General features: G+C 66.1%; 16 protein-coding genes. 6 read left to right on the top strand and 10 right to left on the bottom strand.

Going from position 1 to position 20,476, the window contains the following annotated elements; translation table 11 throughout:
- Positions 1-4 precede the first annotated feature (4 nt).
- From V9K93_RS02960 to V9K93_RS02970, 3 genes are read left to right on the top strand one after another with little or no spacing between them, the layout of a single operon-like run.
- Complete coding sequence (locus tag V9K93_RS02960) at positions 5-2,803, top strand: TonB-dependent receptor plug domain-containing protein (protein WP_337302063.1); 2,799 nt, start codon at positions 5-7, stop codon at positions 2,801-2,803.
- Between the two features lie 49 nt (positions 2,804-2,852).
- Positions 2,853-3,809, top strand: a complete 957-nt coding sequence (locus V9K93_RS02965) for a hypothetical protein (RefSeq protein WP_337302064.1) — start codon at positions 2,853-2,855, stop codon at positions 3,807-3,809.
- Positions 3,806-4,513, top strand: a complete 708-nt coding sequence (locus tag V9K93_RS02970) for a hypothetical protein (protein ID WP_337302065.1) — start codon at positions 3,806-3,808, stop codon at positions 4,511-4,513. The genes V9K93_RS02965 and V9K93_RS02970 overlap by 4 nt, the downstream gene beginning before the upstream one ends.
- 85 nt (positions 4,514-4,598) lie before the next feature.
- Here V9K93_RS02970 and V9K93_RS02975 read toward each other — a convergent pair whose 3' ends face one another.
- From V9K93_RS02975 to murJ, 7 genes are all read right to left on the bottom strand, one after another.
- Positions 4,599-5,264 (bottom strand): lysoplasmalogenase, encoded by a 666-nt coding sequence (locus V9K93_RS02975; protein WP_337302066.1) that lies wholly within the window; start codon positions 5,262-5,264, stop codon positions 4,599-4,601.
- Positions 5,261-7,144, bottom strand: a complete 1,884-nt coding sequence (locus V9K93_RS02980) for a M61 family metallopeptidase (RefSeq protein WP_337302067.1) — start codon at positions 7,142-7,144, stop codon at positions 5,261-5,263. The genes V9K93_RS02975 and V9K93_RS02980 overlap by 4 nt, the downstream gene beginning before the upstream one ends.
- Before the next feature lie 157 nt (positions 7,145-7,301).
- On the bottom strand, positions 7,302-8,252 hold the full coding sequence (gene ispH / locus V9K93_RS02985) for a 4-hydroxy-3-methylbut-2-enyl diphosphate reductase (RefSeq protein ID WP_004148461.1): 951 nt from the start codon (positions 8,250-8,252) through the stop codon (positions 7,302-7,304).
- A gap of 27 nt (positions 8,253-8,279) precedes the next feature.
- Positions 8,280-8,804 carry a signal peptidase II gene (lspA, locus tag V9K93_RS02990; RefSeq protein ID WP_046983300.1) on the bottom strand — a complete coding sequence of 175 codons (525 nt, stop codon included), beginning with the start codon at positions 8,802-8,804 and terminating at the stop codon, positions 8,280-8,282.
- Complete coding sequence (gene ileS / locus V9K93_RS02995; RefSeq protein WP_046983301.1) at positions 8,804-11,635, bottom strand: isoleucine--tRNA ligase; 2,832 nt, start codon at positions 11,633-11,635, stop codon at positions 8,804-8,806. Before ileS ends, lspA begins: the two co-directional genes overlap by 1 nt.
- Positions 11,632-12,579 (bottom strand): bifunctional riboflavin kinase/FAD synthetase, encoded by a 948-nt coding sequence (locus tag V9K93_RS03000; protein ID WP_046983302.1) that lies wholly within the window; start codon positions 12,577-12,579, stop codon positions 11,632-11,634. Before V9K93_RS03000 ends, ileS begins: the two co-directional genes overlap by 4 nt.
- A gap of 75 nt (positions 12,580-12,654) precedes the next feature.
- Positions 12,655-14,259 (bottom strand): murein biosynthesis integral membrane protein MurJ, encoded by a 1,605-nt coding sequence (gene murJ / locus V9K93_RS03005; RefSeq protein WP_046983303.1) that lies wholly within the window; start codon positions 14,257-14,259, stop codon positions 12,655-12,657.
- Positions 14,260-14,376: 117 nt separating this feature from the next.
- Here murJ and rpsT point away from each other — a divergent pair, with 117 nt between their 5' ends.
- Positions 14,377-14,646, top strand: a complete 270-nt coding sequence (gene rpsT / locus V9K93_RS03010; protein WP_004148449.1) for a 30S ribosomal protein S20 — start codon at positions 14,377-14,379, stop codon at positions 14,644-14,646.
- Between the two features lie 179 nt (positions 14,647-14,825).
- Here the strand turns inward: rpsT and cgtA are convergent, their stop codons facing one another.
- The 3 genes from cgtA to rplU all read right to left on the bottom strand — a co-directional run bounded on the left by cgtA (position 14,826) and on the right by rplU (position 16,687).
- Entirely contained in the window at positions 14,826-15,878 is a 1,053-nt protein-coding gene (gene cgtA, locus V9K93_RS03015; protein WP_253079762.1) for an Obg family GTPase CgtA, read from the bottom strand.
- A gap of 216 nt (positions 15,879-16,094) precedes the next feature.
- Entirely contained in the window at positions 16,095-16,358 is a 264-nt protein-coding gene (gene rpmA, locus V9K93_RS03020; RefSeq protein WP_004148333.1) for a 50S ribosomal protein L27, read from the bottom strand.
- Between the two features lie 11 nt (positions 16,359-16,369).
- A complete protein-coding gene (gene rplU / locus V9K93_RS03025) occupies positions 16,370-16,687 on the bottom strand; it encodes a 50S ribosomal protein L21 (RefSeq protein ID WP_004148331.1) in 318 nt (105 codons plus the stop codon).
- A gap of 316 nt (positions 16,688-17,003) precedes the next feature.
- On the opposite strand from rplU, the gene uvrA reads away from it, so the two are divergent.
- Positions 17,004-19,994 carry an excinuclease ABC subunit UvrA gene (gene uvrA / locus V9K93_RS03030; RefSeq protein ID WP_136638356.1) on the top strand — a complete coding sequence of 997 codons (2,991 nt, stop codon included), beginning with the start codon at positions 17,004-17,006 and terminating at the stop codon, positions 19,992-19,994.
- The gene (locus tag V9K93_RS03035) at positions 19,994-20,401 is read left to right on the top strand and encodes an acyl-CoA thioesterase (protein ID WP_136638357.1); all 408 of its coding nucleotides are present in this window, start codon (positions 19,994-19,996) and stop codon (positions 20,399-20,401) included. Before uvrA ends, V9K93_RS03035 begins: the two co-directional genes overlap by 1 nt.
- The last annotated feature ends 75 nt before the right edge of the window (positions 20,402-20,476 follow it).

Genomic DNA, 20,476 nt, shown 5'->3' on the forward strand with positions numbered 1-20,476 from the left:
GGCAGTGAAGGCAGGTCCGGGTGCGCTGCAGTGGGGGCTGCTCCGCGCCTTGCTTTATCTGGCAGTGGGTATAGCGGCATTACCGGTGGCCGATGCCAGCGAGCCTGCCGGCACGCTGGAGATCGATGTGGGCGCCGGACCATTGGTCCCGGCGTTGCAGCAATGGGCACGGCAGAGCGGTACCGCCCTGCTGTTCGACGCACGTGAGCTGGAGGGGCTGCGCACCAACGGTAGCCATGGCCAGCGTGATACGGCAACCGCGCTGAAACAGCTGGTCGGCGGCCTGCCGGTGAACATCCTGCGCACATCCTCAGGCGCCTTTGTCATCCGCCGCGTTCACGCCGAACTACCGGCCAAGGTATCGAAAGCCCCGGCAGCGGCCCACGCCATACGCACCGTGCCCAACGCGCCCGATGCAGCACCGCAGGTGGAACTGGCACCGATCCACGTCACCGGCAGCCGCCTGCCGCGCACCTCGGTGCAGACAACGCTGCCGGTCACCACCATCGACCGCGACGACATCCTGCGCAGCGGCTACGGCAACCTGTTCGACCTGTTGCGGCACCTGCCGGGCATGAACGGCCATCCGGCCATGAGCACCTCGCGCAGCGGCGATTCGCAGTACCTGCCAGTAGGAGCGGCCGCGACAACCAGTCTCGACGGCATGGGACCGCGAGCGACGCTGTTCCTGGTCAATGGCCGGCGCCTGCCCCGCTATCCAATGGTGTCGCTGGAACAAGGCGGACTGACCGATCTGGGCGGCATTCCGCTGAGCTTCGTCGATCGCATCGAACTGGTCCGCGGTGGTGCCTCCGCCATCTACGGTGCCGACGCGATGTCCGGCGTGGTCAACATCATCCTGCGCGACCAGGCCGATGGTCCCGAAGCCATGCTGCAGACCGGGCTCAGCAGCCGCGGCGATGCCGGGCAGTACCGGGTGCAGGCAGCCACCGGTAGCCTGCGCGAGAACGGCGACCGCTGGTTTGCGGGCCTTGACCTGCATCGTGTCGAACATGTGGCCGGTGATCGCCGCGACTGGCATGCGGAAACCTCGCTGTATCCGATCGGCGCGATCTTCGGCAACTGGTACGTGCCGGCCCGGCGCTGCGAGCCCCCGTTGAAGCGCCGCGAGGATGGCTGCTGGTTCGACAGTGCCCGCCCGCGCTCGCTGCAACCGGCCTCGGATACCGCATCGGCCTACCTGCATTACCGGCACGAACGCGGTGAAGGACGCTATGCCTATGTCGAAGCACGCGCCAGCCACAACCGGCAGCGCTTCGACCTGGGTCCAACCGCCATCGCCGTGGTCGCGCGCGGAATCACCTTCAACAGCGTCATGCATGAAGCCGGCAATGTGCGCCCCAGCGTTCGCGCCACCGATACGGATGTCACCTTCGGCATCGGCCGCGACCAGGGCCGGCGCAGCTGGGAAGCGGGAATCAGCGGCCAACGCAGCGGAGTCACGCTGTCCACCGCAGGCACCGTACGTGCGACCCGGCTGCTGGAAGCCACGCAGTCGCGACGGTTCCTGCCCGGCTTCGACGCACCACCTGCCGCCGAAGCAGAGACATTGTTCCCATCGATCCGCAACCGCGGCAGTACCGAACAATGGCAGGGCTGGTGGGGTATGCAGCGCGAACTGATGCCGCTGCCCGGTGGCCCTGCGCAGCTGGCCACCGGCATCGACCTGCGCCATGAGCGCTGGACATCGCGTCCCGACGCGCTGCTCAGCCAGGGTGACCTCGCATTGGGGCTGCCACAGCAGCAACGTCGCCTGTCGCGGCAGAGCAGCGGCGTCTACGCCGAGCTCGGCCTGCCGCTTGCGCCCACGCTGCGCGCGGATCTGGCCGCTCGCTGGGATCGTGATGGCGGTTTCATGGCGTTCTCGCCCCGGGCCGGCCTGCGCTGGAGCCCGACGCCGCAGTGGTCATTCCTGCTGGCCAGCGGACGCGGCTATCGCGCTCCCAGCCTGTTTGAACAGCGGCGACCGCCCGGCTACTTCGGCTCGATCACGCTGCCCGCCTCCAGCGCGCTGCCGGAATGCGCGATGACCATCAGTGATGGTCGTTGCAGCGTCACCGCCGAGGTGGTGGAGAACGACGCGCTGAAAGCCGAGCGCTCGCGCAGTCATTCGCTGGCCGCCACCTGGACACCCAACGACACCTTCTCACTGTCGCTGACCCACAACATCGTCGAGCTGCGCAACGAGATCCTGGCCCTGCAGCCATCCGACGCAGTCTGGAACCGCAGCACCTGGCAGCTGGACGAAGACGGCCAGCTGCGCAGCCTGCGCCTGTCCTTCGACAACATCGGGCGCACCACGTCCCGCAACTGGGTGCTGCGCGGCGAGTACCGTATCGATGCCGGCAGCAACGGCCAGTGGCTGTTCTCGCTCGATGCATTGAAGCAGCAGGAACTGCGTCGTCGCCGCGACCATGAGCCTGCGGTGGACCTGCGCGGCCATGTGACGCCGGAGATCGCCGCCGTACTGAACGTGCAATGGCAGAACAGCAATTGGGATATCGCGCTGCGTGGCAACCAGACCGGACGCACGCGTGCGTGGCTGCCCGGTGCCGAGTGCCCGCAGGAGCAGATCGAACTGAGCCACTGCATGAACCCGCGGCAGCTTCGCTGGAACCTGCACCTCGCACGCCGGCTGGGCCCCCGCATTGTCGCCGCGGTGGATGTGCACAACGTGCTCGACACGCAGCCGGTGAACTATCTGGTCGGCAACGGCGGACAGATGCCGGGGCTGGACGACCCACTCGGCCAATACTATCTGCTGACCCTGCAATTCCGCTGAAGCGTAGTAACCTACGCGCCCTGCTCCACCGGTCTGCCACCTCCACCCCATGAAGGCCTATCTCTGGTTCTGGGGCGCGTTCCTGCTGTTCTTCGCGTTGCCTTTTCCTTGCATCCTCTATTTCGGCACGTCATGGCCGGTGGCGCTGGCTGATCGCAGTGCACCGTGGCTGGCAGTGCTGCTGCTGGCGTTGTCGCTGGCCTTGTGGCTGGTCCTGCTGCTCGCCTTCCTGCACTACCTGCTGCTCGGCCCACCACGTGCCCTGCATCGGGTGCGCTCGATCCTCGCCAACGGTGAGCCACGCACTACACTGATCAAGCAGGCCGAACAGACCGGCGTGCATGTGCGTGGCTTCGCGCAGTGGAAGCTGCAGTTGGCCTTCCAGAACCTGTCCGGCACGCCGATCAGCGAGCAGATGCTGGTGGTCGACAGCAAACCCCAGCTGCAGCGCTTCGTCGTCGGCAATCACCTCGATGCACGCCTGAGCCGCACGCCAGGCGAATTCCCCAACGTGGTGCTCGACGGCGCCCATCCCGAGCTGGATGTTGCCAGCCTGTGGCGGCGTGGGATCGGCGGTGGCATCGCCATCGTGGTGGTTGCCAGTGCCTATGTATTCACCTACCGGCTGCAGAGCGAAGGCCTGGGCTGGACCTTCCTGTCGTTCGGCCATCCGTTGCTGGTGTGCCCGCTGGTGCTGTGCGGCTACGCACTGGGCCTGCGCCTGCTCGGCCGACTGCTGCACGCCGATGCACGTGGCGATGCGCTGAAGTACCGTGGCATCGGTGTGGAGGCCAGGGTGCTGAAGGTGCGCCAGACCGGCACCTATCTCAACGAACAGCCGCAGGTGGAATTCCAGCTGGAGTACACCGACCGCGAAGGCGCTGTGCGGCAGGCCAGCGTGCGTCGCTTCATCCCGCTGATCGAACTGGCCAACATCCCGCGCGAGCACGTGACGCTGCTGTACGACCCGGATGATCGTGGAAACGTACGCATGGAGGAGGTATGAAACAGCCTCCCCCCACCCGACTGGTGTTCTCGCTGGTGCTGCTGGTACTGGCGGGCGTGGCCGTTGCTGGCGGCGGATTGCAGACGATCAGCGAAACGCTGGGGTATTCGGTGCAGCGCGACCGGTTGCCAGCCCCCACCGGTACGCAGCCGTCGCGCGAGAATCCCGCATCGCTTGCGCCGATTCCCGATTCACGGCCGATTTCCATTCCCGAACGCAGCAACCGTCTGTTCGATGCAGACTACCTGCAGGCCGCACGCCAGGCGCTGGAGCAGCTGCCGGCGCTGGCCGGACAGCGATTGACCGTGTTCCACAGCATCCACTTCTACGACGACGGGCGCATCAACCTCGATCTGGTCGACCCCCAACAGCCAACCCACGTCGACAGCTACCATTTCGAACGCGGCCAGTGGCGCAAGGGCAACCCGGTCAACCCGCAGCAGTTCGCGCCGACCATCAGCCTGCAGCGCAGCAGCGCGCCATTGGCCCACATCGATTTCGATGCGGTGCCACGCGTAGCCCAGGCGCTTCAGGAAAAACGCAACGCATTGCAGAACCCAGCCTCCGAAGTCGGCCATGTCTACGTGGTCGTACGCAAGGCGGGCAAGCTGGTGTGGCTGCCGGATGAAATCGCCGGAGACCGCGAATCGGTGCGCCTGCAGTTCGATGCGCAGGGTGCCCTGCGCGGTGTGAGCCGCCGGTAGCCGACGCAAAAAAAGGGGACGGAGGGGATTAAGTCGCATACGACCTGATGCCACATACGACTTAATCCCCTCCGTCCCCTTTCTGCTACTTCACCGAGCGCGCGATGGCGTACTGCGCGCCGTAGTACGTGGACAACACCAGCAGGCTGGCCAGCGGCAGGCCACCGGCGAAGCGGTCCCAGGCCAGCAGGGAATCGCTGGCGACGAACAGCAGCGCACCGGCGGCCGCCCAACGCGCGCTGCGGGCTTCCACGGCATCGGGCTGCGGGCTGCGCCACTGCCGTGCCAGCGCCAGCACCGCCATCGAGGCCAGCACCACCACGTAGGCCAGCACCGGAATACGCATCGGTGCGGGCAGGTGCGGCCACAGGCCAAATACATTGAGTACAGCGAACGCACCGAGCAGCACGCTGGCGCCGACCAGCCCACGCCCGGCACGCAGGCCATCGCGGAAGGCGACGATGTAGCAGAGGTGCGCCAGCAGGAACGCGACCAGCCCCGGCACGAACGCGTCCATCGGCAGCATCAGCGCGATATCGCCCACGCACGAGAGCAGCATGCCGGCCAGCACCGCGCGGCGGTAGAACGGCTGTGCGGGATCGTGCACGCGCCAGGCGATGGCAGCGATCAGCAGCGTGGTGGCCGGCTTGGCCAGCCAGTGCAGCCAGCGCCCGTCACCGTGCAGGAACACGCCGATGATGGCGAGGATCGCCATCAGCAGGATCAGACCATCGCGGGCGCGCGGTTTCATCGCGCCTTCCACAGCTCTGCGAGGCGGTCAGGCTTGCCGGCAATGCGCTCCAGCACCGGGTACTGCAGGCCACCGTGGTAGGCGATGCTCATCGTTTCGATGCGATCGAACTGCTTCACCAGCAACACGATCGGCGCCTTGTCCTTTGCTGCGGCCGCCACTGCATCCTTCAAGCGCTGGCTGCTGTATTCGCGGCCACCAACCGCGATCACCTTCATGCCGGGTGCAAGACCGGCGTTGAACGCCGGGCTGTCCCAGATCACGTCACCGACCGTGCCGTTGTCGAGCACGGCGGCACCCAGCGAATACGCAAGCAGCGCCGCCTTGGCGCGCTTCTCCTGCGCCTTGTAGGCATCGTTCGGGGTATCGCGGTAAACCAGCTTCCAGCCCGCCAGTTCCAGGCCGCCGGTCAACGAACCATGGCCGTCCAGGCGCCCGCGCAGGAACGTGGCCCAGTCGTACGGCGCGATGCCATTCAAAGTCGCGACCACATCATCGAAGGTGTACGGATTGACGTCCCAATCGCCATTACCGACGCCGAAAAAAGCACGTGCGAAGTCGTCCAGGCTGCGCCGGTTGCCACTCAGTTCGCGCAGCTTGCCCTCCACTTCCAGCCACAGCATCTGGCCGCCGGAGTAGTAGTCCTCGCTCATCTGGTAGTTGCGATAAGGCAGCGTACGGCGCTGAGCAATGGTCGGGTCGTTGGTGGTGTCCTGCAGCGGGCGCCAGGCCAGGCCCGGACGGCCACGGTCGTAGGTCGCGGCCACGTTGGCCAGCATGTCGCGTGCCTGGTCGGTGGACCACAGCCCCGAGCGTGCGGCCAGCACCTGTCCCCAGAACTGGGTCTGCCCCTCATACACCCACAGCAGGCTGTCGCCCATCGGTACGTTGAAGTTGGCAGTGGCCAGGTCCGCGCCGCGGCGGTACTTGCCGTTCCAGGAGTGGGTGTATTCGTGCGGCAGCAGATCGCGCATCCACGCGCTCTTTTCCCACTCGGTGAAGTAGCCCGGCTCGGCGCTGTTTTCGCTGGAACGGTGGTGTTCCAGACCGATGCCGCCGAGGCGGTCGGTCAACGCCAGCAGGAACTCGTAGTGGTTGTAATGGCGCGCGCCATAGAGCTTGTCGGCCTGCTGCACCAGCGCGCGGTGCAGCTTGATCTGTTCGTCGGTCGGCTTCAGCGACTTGGCGTCGTCGGCGAACACGTTCAGATGCACCGGCACCTTCGCGCCGGGGTCGAGGTCGATGCGCTGGTGGTGCTCGCCGGCAAACAGCGGCGAATCGACCAGGTGGTCATAGGAGATCGGCTTGAACACCACGGTGTCACCGTCGCGGCGCGCGGTCTCCAACGCGGTGGCGAACGACCAGCCCTTGGGCAGGGTCACGCTGGCCTGCGCCTGCAGCTGCCGCGCATCGACACCGGCCGGATACAGCGAGTTGGCGTTCCACTGCAGGTTGAGCATTTCCGGGGTCATCACCACCCGGCCCTGGCTGCCGCCCTGCGAGGACAGGAAATCGAAGTGGGCGACAATCTCGCTCACGCCCTCGGGCACGTTCACCTTGAACGCATAGACGTTGAACTGGTCGCGCTGCCAGGCCAGCGGCTTGCCGTTGGCAGTCACACGCAGGCCGGCCAGCTTGTCGATCGGGCCGGTCGGCGAATGGTTGCCTGGAATCCACTGCGGGTACAGCAGGGTCATCGGGCCGGGCTTGGCCGGCACCGTGGCAGTCACCTTGAAGATGCGCCGGGCCAGATCGCGCGCGTCCACATCGATGCGCAGCAGGCCGGGGGCCGCCGCGTTCGCCTGTGGCGAGGTCTGCGCCAGCGCAGGCGTGGCGGCCAGCGCGAACAGCACGGACATCACCAGGGCACGGGTCTTCATCGGGCAGGTTCCAGCAGCGGTAGAACCTTTGATGCTAGGCCTGTCGAGTGCGCGGCCCCATGGCCGAAGGTCATGGTCGGTGGCGCTCCGGCCTGATGTGGCAAAACGCCATCCGGCAGTGCGAACCAAGGTTCGCACCCACCAGAGTCAGGCCCGGTCAGTCGACCAGGCGCAGGCGCAGTTCCTTCGGCAGTGCGAACACCATCGATTCCGGCTCGCCATCCAGCTCACCGACGCCGTTGGCACCCAGCTCGGCCAGCCGCGCCAGCACGCCATCGACCAGCACCTGCGGCGCCGAGGCACCAGCGGTCACGCCGATGTGCTGCTTGCCCACCACCCACGCCGGGTCGATCTCGTGCGCACCGTCGATCAGGTACGACTCCACGCCTTCGCGGCGGGCCAGCTCACTCAGGCGGTTGGAGTTGGAGCTGTTCGGCGAACCGACCACCAGCACCAGATCGCAGCGCTTGGCCAGGTCGCGCACGGCATCCTGGCGGTTCTGGGTGGCGTAGCAGATATCGTCGTTCTTCGGCCCTTGCATTGCCGGGAAGCGCTCGCGCAGCGCATCGATGATGCCGCGCGTGTCGTCCACCGACAACGTGGTCTGGGTGGTGTAGGCGAAGTTTTCCGGCTGCTTGATCTGCAGCGTGGCAACCTGCTCCACGTCTTCCACCAGATAGATCTGGCCGGTACCGGCTTCGCGGTTCCACTGGCCCATGGTGCCTTCCACTTCGGGGTGACCGGCGTGGCCGATCAGCACCACGTCACGGCCAGCACGGCAGTGGCGGGCAACTTCGAAGTGGACCTTCGTCACCAGCGGGCAGGTGGCGTCGAACACCTTCAGGCCACGGCGTTCGGCTTCCTGGCGCACGGCCTGGGACACGCCGTGCGCACTGAAGATGACCGTGTTGTTGTCCGGCACTTCATCCAGTTCCTCGACGAAGATCGCGCCGCGCTGCTTCAGGTCATCGACCACGAAGCGGTTGTGCACCACCTCATGGCGGACATAGATGGGCGCGCCCAGCGTTTCGATCGCGCGCTTGACGATCTCGATCGCACGATCGACGCCGGCACAGAATCCACGCGGGTTGGCGAGCAGCACATCCATCAGTTCAGTCTCCCGGCAGCGGCCGGCTTACGGTTTCGGATTGGCATTATCCGCCTTTTTGGCGGACTTGCCGTCGAACAGGCCGAACAGGGCGATGCCGACGGCACCGACCACGATGGCCGAATCGGCGATGTTGAACGAGGGCCAGGTGTAGCTGCCCACGTACCACTGGATGAAATCGACCACGTGGCCGTGCACCTGGCGGTCGATCACGTTTCCGATGGCGCCGCCGATGATCAGCGCATACGGCACCGCCGCCTTCCAGTTGCCACGGGCGGTGCCGCGCAGCCACCAGGCCATCAGGCCACTGATGGCGATCGCCAGCACGGTGAAGAAGTGCTTCTGCCAGCCACCGGCGTCGCTCAGGAAACTGAACGCCGCACCGGTGTTGTAGGTGCGGTACCAGTTCCAGAAGCCGTCGATGACCACCACCGGCTGGAACTCCGGCAGGCTCGACAGGACCCACGCCTTGGACCACTGGTCCAGGCCGATGATGGCCGCCGACAGCAGCAGCCAGACCAGGGCGTTCGGATGCGGACGGGGCGCGGCCATCAGAACCAGCTCCGCACTTCACCGGCGCCGGTGATGTTGCTCACGCAGCGGCCGCACAGTTCCGGATGGTCGGCGTTGCTGCCGACGTCGGCGCGGTGGTGCCAGCAGCGCACGCACTTGGCCTTGGTGGTCGGCTGGGCACTGACGAATACCTCGTCGGTGGTTGCCGGGCGCACCTGCACGTCGCCGCTGATGAACAGGAAACGCAGTTCATCGGCCAGCGGCTGCCAGCGCGCGGCCTGCTCTTCGCTGGCGGCGATGGTGATCTCCGCTTCCAGCGCGGCACCGATGGCGCCGTTGGCACGCATCGGCTCGAGCACCTTGGCCACCTGCTCGCGCACGGCCAGCAGCTGGTCGAAGTCGGCGGCGTTGAGCTGGGCATCGGCCGGCAGCGGCGCCAGGCCGTCGTACCAGGTGGTGAACAGCACATGCTCGGCGCGTTCGCCCGGCAGGTAGCCCCACAGCTCGTCGGCGGTGAAGGTCAGGATCGGCGCGACCCAGCGGGTGAATGCTTCGGCGATGTGGTACATCGCGCTCTGTGCCGAACGGCGACCGCTGGAATCGGTCGGCATCGTGTACAGGCGATCCTTGGTCACGTCCAGGTACAGCGAGCCCAGGTCCACGCTGCAGAAGTTCAGCAGCAGCTGCACGATCTCGGCCATGTTGTAGCCGTCGTAGGCCGCCTTGATCTTCTCCTGCAGCTCCCACGCGCGATGCACGATCCAGCGGTCCAGCGCGACCATCTGGTCCAGCGGTTGCAGGTGCTGGGCCGGATCGAAACCGTCCAGGTTGCCGAGCAGGAAGCGCGCGGTGTTGCGCAGGCGGCGGTAGGCGTCGGCGTTGCGCTTGAGGATTTCCTGCGACAGCGACATCTCGTTGCTGTAGTCGGCCGAGGCGATCCACAGGCGCAGGATGTCCGCGCCCAGCTTGTTCATGATGTCCTGCGGCTCGATGCCGTTGCCCAGCGACTTGGACATCTTGCGGCCGTGCTCGTCCACGGTGAAGCCGTGGGTCAGGCACTGCTTGTACGGCGCGCGTTTGTCGATCGCCACGCCGGTCAGCAGCGAGGACTGGAACCAGCCGCGGTGCTGGTCGGAACCTTCAAGGTACAGGTCGGCCGGCTTGCCGAAGCCACGCGCCGCAAGCACGCCTTCATGGGTCACGCCCGAGTCGAACCAGACATCGAGGATGTCGGTGACCTTCTCGTAGTCGGCCGCTTCAGCGCCCAGCAGTTCGGCGGCATCCAGCGAATACCACACGTCGATGCCCTCGGCTTCGACGCGGTCGGCGACCTGCTGCATCAGCTCCACCGAACGCGGGTGGATCTCGCCGGTCTGGCGATGAGTGAACAGTGCGATCGGCACGCCCCAAGTGCGCTGGCGCGAGATGGTCCAGTCCGGGCGGCCATCGACCATGCTCTGGATGCGTGCCTTGCCCCAGCTCGGGAACCAGCCCACGTTGTCGATGGCGGCCAGCGCATCGTTGCGCAGGTTGGCCTTGTCCATCGAGATGAACCACTGCGGGGTGGCGCGGAACACCACCGGCGTCTTGTGGCGCCAGCAATGCGGGTAGCTGTGGCGGATCGGGTGGAAGGCCAGCAGCGCGCCGTTGTCGCGCAGCACGCCGACGATGGCCTCCTGCGCCTTCCACAGGTGCTGGCCGGCCAGCACCACGTCACCGGCCGGCGGGGTCGATTCCAGGTACACGCCACGGCCATCGATCGGGGTCACCTGGCCGGCGTTGTACTTGTCCAGCAGGCCGTACTTCTGGCTGACCACGTAATCTTCCTGGCCGTGGCCGGGGGCGGTGTGCACCGCACCGGTACCGTCCTCATCGGACACATGCTCGCCGTTGAGCACCAGGATCCCGCGCTCCGGGTAGAACGGGTGCGCCAGCAGCTGGTTTTCCAGCGCCGAACCGTCCGCCTCACCGTGCAGCACCACCGCTTCCACGCCGTAGCGCTGCAGTGCGCGCTCGGCCAGGGCGGCAGCCAGCACCAGCCAGCGGCGCTTGCCGTTGTTGGCCGGGCCTTCGGCCAGCACGTAGCGGATGTCCGCGCCCAGCGAAACGGCCAGCGAAGCCGGCAGCGTCCACGGCGTGGTGGTCCAGATCGGCACAGCCACTTCGACATCGGCCGGCACGCTCACGCCGAACGCCTGGCCGATGGCCTGCGCGTCGCGCGCGGTGTAGGCCACGTCGATCGCCGGCGATTCCTTTTCCTGGTACTCGATCTCGGCCTCGGCCAGCGCCGAGCCACAGTCGAAGCACCAGTACACCGGCTTCGCACCACGCAGCAGGTGGCCGTTGGCCACGACCTTGGCCAGCGCACGGATCTCGTTGGCTTCGAAGTCGAAGCTCAGGGTCTTGTACGGGTTGTCCCAGTCACCGGTCACGCCCAGGCGCTTGAAGTCCACGCGCTGGATGTTGATCTGCTCTTCGGCGAACTCACGGCACTTCTGCCGGAACTCGACGGCGTCGAGCTTGGTGCCGACCTTGCCCCACTTCTTCTCGACCGCGATCTCGATCGGCAGGCCGTGGCAGTCCCAACCCGGCACGTAGGGCGCATCGAAGCCGGCCAGGTAGCGCGACTTGACGATGATGTCCTTCAGGATCTTGTTGACCGCGTGGCCCAGGTGGATGCGGCCGTTGGCGTACGGCGGGCCGTCGTGCAGCACGAACAGCGGGCGGCCGGCGGCGTTGTCGCGCAGCTGCTGGTAGAGCCCCTGCTCTTCCCACCGCGCCAGAATGCCCGGCTCGCGCTTGGGCAGGTCGCCGCGCATCGGGAATTCGGTGGCTGGCAGGTTCAGGGTGGTCTTGTAGTCCTGGCTCACGCAGTGGCTCGCAATCTATGTTCGGAAAGGATGGCGCGCGCCTGTTCGGCGTCACGGTGCATCTGGTCGGTCAGCGCCGCCAGATCATTGAATTTTTCTTCGTCGCGCAGCTTGGCGACGAATTCGACTTCGATGTGGCGCCCGTACAGATCGCCCTGGAAATCGAACAGGTGGGCTTCCAGCAACGGCTCCACACCCTCCACTGTCGGCCGCGTGCCGAAGCTGGATACCGAAGGCCACGGCTGGTCGAACACGCCGTGCACCCAGGTTGCGTAGATGCCCGACAACGCCGGGGTCTTCGGGAAACGCAGGTTGGCAGTGGGGAAGCCCAGCGTACGGCCAAGCTGGCGCCCACGCACCACCCGGCCGCTGATCGCATACGGGCGGCCGAGCAGGTCGCCCGCACGGGCGAAGTCGCCGTCCTGCAGCAGCTGGCGGATGCGGGTGCTGGAAATGCGCTCGCCATGCAGGTCGACCGCTTCGATCTCGCCAGCGCTGAAACCGAGCTCGGCGCCGAGCTTCTGCAGCAGGGCCAGGTCGCCGCGACGGCGGTTGCCGAAACAGAACTCCGGACCGATCCAGACCTCACGCGCACTCAGGCGATTGACCAGCAGCTGGCGCACGAACGTCTCGGCCGGCATCGCCGCCATCGCTGCGTCGAAACGCAGCAGGCCGATCGCATCGACGCCGAGCTCGCGCAGGATCTCGACCTTGCTGCGCGCCAGGGTCAGCCGCGGCGGCGGCGTGCCCTGGGCGAAGAATTCACGCGGCAACGGCTCGAACGCCACGGCAACCGCGGCCACGCCCAAGGCGCGCGCGCGGGCAACCGCGTGGCGGACCAGCGCACGATGGCCCAGATGGAGGCCGTCGAATGCACCGATACAGACCACGCTTCCGTTGGGGAACAGCTCCCCGCCCTCGACGCTTCTGAACAGCCTGCTCATCAACTCTCGTTCCGGCCCAACCGGGGCCGCCGCTTCAATGGTGTAACCCTGAAGTATAGCCGCCACGGGCCGTGATCAATGCCCGCGCAGGTCGCGCGGGCGGAAGCCCATCGCCACCATGGCCACCGCATAGGTCGCGCCACCGCCACCGACCAGCAGTGCCAGTGCGCCGATCCGCTCCCATGCACCCATTGCCGAGAAGCCCGGCAGCCAGTACAGCAGGGCCAGCAGTACGCCGACCATGGCCGCGCAGGCCAGCAGCAGGCGTACCAGATAGCCGCCCCAACCCGGCCGACGCTGGTAGACATCGGTCTTGCCCAGCCAGTACCAGAGCAGGCCAAGGTTCAGGTAACTGGACAGCGCGCTGGCAATGCCCAGCGCCAGGTGCAGGCCCGGCTGCTTGCCGATGGCGGCCATCACGCCCTGCGCCTTCAGTTCGTCGGGCACCATCACCTGGTACAGCACCGCCAGCAGGGCGAAGTTGAACACCATGTTGGCCACCAGTGCGACCACGCCGGCGCGCACCGGGGTCTTGGTGTCCTGGCGCGCATAGAACGCCGGCAGCACCACCTTCAGCAAGGCGAACGCCGGCAGGCCGAAGCTCAAGCCGTACACCGACAGCGCGGTCATGCGGGTATCGAAGGCGCTGAACTGGCCGTGCTGGAAGATGGTCGCGATCAGCGGTTCAGCCAGCAGCAGCAGGCCCAGCATGGCTGGCACCGAAATCAGCAGGGTCATGCGCAGGCCCCAGTCCAGCGAGCGCGAGAAGCCCTCGCGGTCGGTGCTCACGTGATGACGAGCCAGCGCCGGCAGGATCACCGTACCCAGCGCCACGCCGAACACGCCCAGCGGCAGCTCCAGGAAGCGATCGGCCAGCGACAGCCAGGACTGCGAGCCGTCGGTCAGCTTGGCGGCGATGACGGTGTCCAGCAGCAGGTTGATCTGTGCCACCGAGGAACCAAACAGGGTCGGCACCATCAGCGTCATCACCTTGCGCACGCCCGGATGGGTCCATCCCCAGCGCGGCAGGGTCAGCAGGTTGATGCCTTTCAGCGAGGGCAGCTGGAACAGCAGCTGCAGGATGCCTGCGGCCAGCACCGCCCAGCCCAGGGCCAGGATCTGCTTTTCCGGGGTACCGCCCAACCGCGGGGCCAGCCACAGCGCACCGGCGATCATGCACAGGTTGAGGATGACCGGGGTCAGCGCCGGCATGGCGAAGCGCTGGAAGCTGTTCAGCGCACCACCGGCCAGTGCGGTCAGCGAGACAAACAGCAGGAACGGGAAGGTCAGGCGGAACAGGTCGACCAGCAGGCCCTGCTTCACCGGGTCGGTATCAACGCCACTTGAGAAGACCGAGGCCAGCTGCGGGGCGAAGATCAGCGCCAGCGCGGTCACCAGCATCAGGATGCCGCCCAGGGTACCGGCGGTGCGGGCCATCAGTTCGCGCAGCTCGGCGTGGCTGCGGGTTTCCTTCACTTCCGTGAACACCGGCACGAATGCGGTGGCGAAGGAGCCCTCGGCGAACAATCGCCGCAGGAAATTGGGTACCCTGAAGGCAACCCAGAACGCATCGGTGACCGCATTGGTGCCGAACGTGGTGGTGATCACCTGGTCACGGACAAGTCCGAGCACCCGCGAGACCATGGTCATGCTGCTGAACGACAGCAGGCCTCGCAACATCTTCGGTGAACTCACTCAGCGTCCCTCTTGACAATCGACTTGACGTGCATTTCTCGGGCCATCATACTAGCTAGCTAGCTGTTCCCATAACACCGATTTTTTCAGGAAACCACCACCGTGGCCAATATCAAGTCCGCCAAGAAGCGCGCCAAGCAGACCGTCGTGCGCAACGCGCGCAACGTGGCTCAGCGCTCGATGCTGCGCACCGCTGTCAAGAAAGTGATCAAGGCGCTGGACGCCAACGATGCCGCCGGCGCCCAAGCCGCCTTCGCCGTTGCCCAGCCGATCCTGGATCGCTTCAGCGCGCGTGGCCTGATCCACAAGAACAAGGCTGCCCGCCACAAGAGCCGCCTGAATGACCGCATCAAGGCCCTCGCGGCCGCCTGATCCGGTTGGTTGCCGGGGCTTCGGTTCCGGCAGCACGCAAAAGCCCGGCTTCGGCCGGGTTTTTTGTTGCCTGCACGCCCGGGGTCAGATCCCTTTTCCAGCGGAAAAGGGATCTGACCCCAACAACAAAAAAAACCCGGCCGAAGCCGGGTTTTTCACGCGGAACCACAACGTCATCGTTACGCGTTGCGGGCAGCTTCCAGCTCATCTTCCTTCTGGCGATCAAAGAACGCCATGATCCGGCTCATGATCGGGAAGGTGCCTTCGCGGCCCAGCGCGGAAACCAGGAACCACGGCTCCTTCCAGCCCAGCTCAGCGACGATCTGCTCGGCCGCAGCCTTGGCCTCGTCCTCGAACATCAGGTCGGCCTTGTTCAGCACCAGCCAGCGCGGCTTCTGCAGCAGCTCCGGGTCATGCTTCTCCAGCTCACGCTCGATGGCACGTACCTGCTCGACCGGGGAAATGCCTTCCACGCCGCCTTCCATGGGGGAAATGTCCACCAGGTGCAGCAGCAGGCGGGTGCGCTGCAGATGGCGCAGGAACTGCGCGCCCAGGCCGGCACCATCGGCGGCGCCCTCGATCAGGCCCGGAATGTCGGCAATCACGAAGCTGCGGTAGTTCTCCACCTTCACCACACCCAGGTTCGGGTACAGCGTGGTGAACGGGTAATCGGCCACCTTCGGCGTCGCCGCCGAAACGGCACGGATCAGGGTGCTCTTGCCAGCGTTGGGGAAACCCAGCAGGCCGACATCGGCCAGCAGCTTCAGCTCCAGCTTCAGCGTGCGCTCTTCGCCCGGCTCGCCCGGCAGCGCCTGGCGCGGCGAGCGGTTGGTCGAGCTCTTGAAGTGCATGTTGCCGAGGCCACCACGACCGCCCTGCGCCACCAGCAGGCGGTCGCCATGCTGGGTCAGGTCGCCGATGACTTCGTCGGTGGCCACATTGATGATCACGGTGCCAACCGGCACGGTGATGGTCAGGTCTTCGCCACCCTTGCCATAGGCCTGGCGGCCCATGCCGTTCTCGCCGCGCTGCGCCTTGAAGATGCGGTCATGGCGGAAGTCGACCAGGGTGTTCAGGTTTTCGTCGGCGCGGATGTACACGCTGCCGCCCGCACCGCCGTCGCCGCCGTCCGGGCCGCCGAGCGGAATGAACTTCTCGCGACGGAAGCCAATGCAGCCGTTGCCGCCGTTGCCGGCGAACACTTCGATTTCTGCTTCGTCTACCAGTTTCATTGTTTCGATGCCTGCGATGGGCGCGGCCTGCGTGCCGCCGCCTTGCTTGAATGTCGGGCCGGATGTGCTCCGGCTGCCGGGGCTGCGCCCCGCGATCGGGCCGTGCCCGTTGTACCACTGATTCCAACGAAAAGCCCCGCCGAAGCGGGGCTCTTCATGCAGCGTGCGATTCGACCAGCAGCACCATGCCGGGGCATGGCAGCCAGCCAAGCCTTATCAGGCTTCGACCGACACGACGCTGACGGTGCGACGCTTCTTGGCGCCCTTGACCGAGAACTCCACCTTGCCGTCCACGAGGGCGAACAGGGTGTGGTCACGGCCCAGGCCAACGCCGGAACCCGGGTGGAACTGGGTGCCGCGCTGACGCACGATGATGTTGCCGGCTTCGATGGCCTGGCCACCGAAGATCTTGACGCCGAGGTACTTCGGGTTGGAGTCGCGACCGTTGCGCGAAGAGCCTACGCCTTTTTTATGTGCCATGACCTATCTCCTTACTTGCTGCCACCGGCAATGCCGGTGATCTCGATTTCGGTGTAGTACTGACGGTGACCCTGACGCTTCATGTGGTGCTTGCGGCGACGGAACTTGATGATCCGGACCTTGTCAGCACGACCCTGGGACAGGACGGTGGCAGTGACCGCAGCGCCGCTCAGGGCGTCGCCGATCTTGATGCCATCGCTGTCGCCGAGCAGCAGGATGTTGTCGAACTTGATCTCGCTGCCGACTTCGACTTCGAGCTTTTCAATGCGGAGCTTTTCGCCCTGCGCCACGCGGTATTGCTTACCGCCGGTGACCAGTACTGCGTACATGACCAGACTTCCTCTGTAGTTATTGTGGTCTATGGACTGCCGCCATCGAGGGCGGACAGGAGCGGAATTCTACGCAGAGGGGACAGGGCGGGTCAAGTCAACCCCTGAACGGCGCGGAAGGGCCGCAAATGGGGTCAGATCCCCTTTTCACGCCGTGAAAAGGGATCTGACCCCCGCCTGTCGGGCGGTCTCAGCAGGTGAGACTCCGGGCTGGCATTGTCGCCCATTGCCCCCATCTGGTCACCTCGGTAGGCTGACCGATTGCCGTTCCCTGCTGGCCCGGCATCCAGCCAACGCCCCCACAACCGGATCCCCCATGGCGATGGATTTCATCCGCATCCGCGGCGCGCGGACGCACAACCTGAAGAACCTCGACCTCGACCTGCCCCGCGACAAGCTGATCGTGATCACCGGCCTGTCCGGTTCGGGCAAGTCCTCGCTGGCGTTCGACACCATCTATGCAGAAGGCCAGCGCCGCTACGTCGAGTCGCTGTCGGCCTATGCGCGCCAGTTCCTGAGCGTGATGGAAAAGCCAGACCTGGACCACATCGAAGGCCTGTCCCCGGCCATCTCGATCGAGCAGAAGTCGACCTCGCACAACCCGCGTTCGACGGTCGGCACGATCACCGAGATCTACGATTACCTGCGCCTGCTGTATGCCCGCGTCGGCACTCCGCGCTGCCCGGACCATGGCTACCCGCTGGAAGCGCAGACGGTCAGCCAGATGGTCGACCACGTGCTGACGCTGGATCCGGAGCAGCGCTACATGCTGCTGGCGCCGGTGATCCGCGACCGCAAGGGCGAGCACGCCCAGGTGTTCGACCAGCTGCGCGCGCAGGGCTTCGTGCGCGTGCGCGTGGATGGCGAGCTGTACGAGATCGACGAGGTTCCAGCGCTGGCACTGCGCCAGAAACACACCATCGAAGCGGTGATCGACCGCTTCCGCCCGCGCGAGGACATCAAGCAGCGCCTGGCCGAGAGCTTCGAGACTGCGCTGAAGCTGGGCGACGGCATGGCCTCGGTGCAGAGCCTGGACACCGCCGACAGCACGCCGACGCTGTTCTCCTCCAAGTATTCCTGCCCGGTCTGCGATTACTCGCTGCCTGAGCTGGAACCGCGCCTGTTCTCGTTCAATGCGCCGATGGGCGCCTGCCCCGGCTGCGATGGCCTGGGCATGGCCGAGTTCTTCGATCCCTCGCGCGTGGTCGTGCACCCGGAGCTGTCGCTGGCCGCCGGCGCCGTGCGTGGCTGGGACCGTCGCAACGCCTATTACTTCCAGCTGATCGCCTCGCTGGCCAAGCACTACAAGTTCGATGTCGACGCGGCGTGGAATTCGTTGCCGGACAGCGTGCAGCAAGCCGTGCTGTATGGCAGCGGCGATGAAGCGATCACCTTCACCTACTTCACCGAAGCCGGTGGCCGTACCCAGCGCAAGCACCGCTTCGAGGGCATCATTCCCAACCTCGAACGCCGCTACAAGGAAACCGAGTCGCCGGCGGTGCGCGAGGAGCTGTCCAAGTACATCAGCGAACGGCCGTGCCCGGAATGCAACGGCGCGCGCCTGAACAAGGCCGCGCGCAACGTGTTCGTGGCCGACCGCCCGCTGCCCGAGCTGGTGGTGCTGCCGATCGACGAGGCACTGAAGTTCTTCAGTGAACTGAGCCTGCCGGGCTGGCGTGGCGAGATCGCCGCGAAGATCGTCAAGGAGATCGGCGAACGCCTCGGCTTCCTGGTCGATGTCGGCCTGGATTACCTGACCCTGGAGCGCAAGGCCGACACCCTGTCCGGTGGCGAGGCGCAGCGCATCCGCCTGGCCAGCCAGATCGGCGCCGGCCTGGTCGGCGTGATGTACGTGCTCGACGAGCCATCGATCGGCCTGCACCAGCGCGACAACGAACGCCTGCTCGGCACCCTCACCCGCCTGCGCGACCTGGGCAACACGGTGATCGTGGTCGAGCATGACGAGGACGCGATCCGCCTGGCGGACTACGTGCTGGACATCGGTCCGGGCGCGGGCGTGCATGGCGGCGAGATCGTCGGCCAAGGCACCCTGCAGGACATCCTGGAGGCACCGCGATCGCTGACCGGGCAGTACCTGTCGGGCAAGCGTGCGATCGAGATCCCGGCGCGCCGGCACAAGCCGAACCCGAAGATGACGCTGCACCTGCGCGGCGCCAGCGGCAACAACCTGAAGGGCGTGGACCTGGCGATTCCGTCGGGCCTGCTGACCTGTGTGACCGGCGTGTCCGGCTCGGGTAAATCGACCCTGATCAACGACACCCTGTTCTCGCTGGCTGCCAACGAGATCAACGGTGCCTCGCACCCGATCGCCCCCTACAAGGAGATCGATGGCCTGGACCTGTTCGACAAGGTGGTGGACATCGACCAGTCGCCGATCGGCCGCACCCCGCGCTCGAACCCGGCCACCTACACCGGCCTGTTCACCCCCCTGCGCGAACTGTTCGCCCAGGTGCCCGAAGCACGTGCACGCGGCTACTCGCCGGGCCGCTTCAGCTTCAACGTGCGCGGTGGCCGCTGCGAGGCCTGCCAGGGCGATGGTCTGATCAAGGTCGAGATGCACTTCCTGCCGGACGTGTATGTGCCCTGCGATGTCTGCCACGGCAAGCGCTACAACCGCGAGACGCTGGAGATCGTCTACAAGGGCTTCAACATCAGCGACGTGCTGGAAATGACCGTCGAGGATGCACTGAAGCTGTTCGAGCCCGTGCCGTCGATCGCGCGCAAGCTGGAGACACTGGTCGACGTCGGCCTGAGCTACATCAAGCTGGGCCAGAGCGCGACCACGCTGTCCGGCGGTGAAGCGCAGCGCGTGAAGCTGTCCAAGGAACTGTCGCGCCGCGATACCGGGCGCACCCTGTACATCCTCGACGAGCCGACCACCGGCCTGCACTTCCACGACATCGAAGCGCTGCTGGGCGTGTTGCACAAGCTGCGCGACGAAGGCAACACGGTGGTGGTGATCGAGCACAACCTGGACGTGATCAAGACCGCCGACTGGATCGTCGATCTCGGTCCGGAAGGTGGCCATCGCGGTGGCACCATCCTGGTCACTGGCACGCCGGAAGACGTGGCGGCCTGCCCGCAGTCGTATACCGGCCAGTTCCTGGCCCGCATGCTGCCCTCCACCAGCGCCCGCCCGGACCAGCCCGCCGCCGTGGCCAACAAGCCCGATGCGCGCCCGCCGCGCAAGGTCAAGCCGGAGAAGCCGGCGAAGAAGGCGGCCGCTGCCAAGAGCACCGGCAAGGCCAGCAAGACCGCTTCGCCCCGCAAGAAGAAGGATGCCTGATGAGCAACGAACACAAGATCCTGGCACGCGTTCCGATCAGCGTGCGCTGGCGTGACATGGACAGCATGGGCCATGTAAACAACGCCAAGTACATTTCCTACCTGGAAGAAGCGCGCGTGCGCTGGATGCTGGGTGTGGAAGGCGTGTCGATGACCGACCGCATCGCACCGGTGGTGGCCGCGACCAACGTCAACTACCGGCTGCCGATCGTATGGCCCAACGACATCCTGGTCGAACTGTTCGTCGAGCGCCTGGGCAACAGCAGCGTGACCATCGGCCACCGCATCGTCGACCAGCAGGACGAGTCGAAGCTGTATTCGGATGGCAACGTGGTGGTGGTGTGGATGGATACGCAGACCGGCAAGAGCGCACCGTTGCCGGACGCGATCCGCAGCGCCTCCAGCTGACATGCCCTGGTAGGTGCCGACCTTGGTCGGCACGCTTCGGCGGCAATGAGGTTGCCGGCCAGCGGCCGGCGCTAC

Source organism: Stenotrophomonas sp. CCNWLW162 (genome assembly GCF_037203745.1).
GTDB lineage: Bacteria > Pseudomonadota > Gammaproteobacteria > Xanthomonadales > Xanthomonadaceae > Stenotrophomonas > Stenotrophomonas maltophilia_AQ.

What these genes read in the sequence shown, in the direction of transcription:
- V9K93_RS02965 (WP_337302064.1), top strand. Translation starts at nt 2,853, where the DNA reads ATGAAGGCCTATCTCTGGTTCTGGGGCGCGTTCCTGCTGTTCTTCGCG.
- V9K93_RS02970 (WP_337302065.1), top strand. Translation starts at nt 3,806, where the DNA reads ATGAAACAGCCTCCCCCCACCCGACTGGTGTTCTCGCTGGTGCTGCTG.
- V9K93_RS02975 (WP_337302066.1), bottom strand. Translation starts at nt 5,264, where the DNA reads ATGAAACCGCGCGCCCGCGATGGTCTGATCCTGCTGATGGCGATCCTC.
- V9K93_RS02980 (WP_337302067.1), bottom strand. Translation starts at nt 7,144, where the DNA reads ATGAAGACCCGTGCCCTGGTGATGTCCGTGCTGTTCGCGCTGGCCGCC.
- ispH (WP_004148461.1), bottom strand. Translation starts at nt 8,252, where the DNA reads ATGGATGTGCTGCTCGCCAACCCGCGTGGATTCTGTGCCGGCGTCGAT.
- lspA (WP_046983300.1), bottom strand. Translation starts at nt 8,804, where the DNA reads ATGGCCGCGCCCCGTCCGCATCCGAACGCCCTGGTCTGGCTGCTGCTG.
- V9K93_RS03000 (WP_046983302.1), bottom strand. Translation starts at nt 12,579, where the DNA reads ATGAGCAGGCTGTTCAGAAGCGTCGAGGGCGGGGAGCTGTTCCCCAAC.
- murJ (WP_046983303.1), bottom strand. Translation starts at nt 14,259, where the DNA reads ATGTTGCGAGGCCTGCTGTCGTTCAGCAGCATGACCATGGTCTCGCGG.
- cgtA (WP_253079762.1), bottom strand. Translation starts at nt 15,878, where the DNA reads ATGAAACTGGTAGACGAAGCAGAAATCGAAGTGTTCGCCGGCAACGGC.
- rpmA (WP_004148333.1), bottom strand. Translation starts at nt 16,358, where the DNA reads ATGGCACATAAAAAAGGCGTAGGCTCTTCGCGCAACGGTCGCGACTCC.
- rplU (WP_004148331.1), bottom strand. Translation starts at nt 16,687, where the DNA reads ATGTACGCAGTACTGGTCACCGGCGGTAAGCAATACCGCGTGGCGCAG.
- uvrA (WP_136638356.1), top strand. Translation starts at nt 17,004, where the DNA reads ATGGCGATGGATTTCATCCGCATCCGCGGCGCGCGGACGCACAACCTG.
- V9K93_RS03035 (WP_136638357.1), top strand. Translation starts at nt 19,994, where the DNA reads ATGAGCAACGAACACAAGATCCTGGCACGCGTTCCGATCAGCGTGCGC.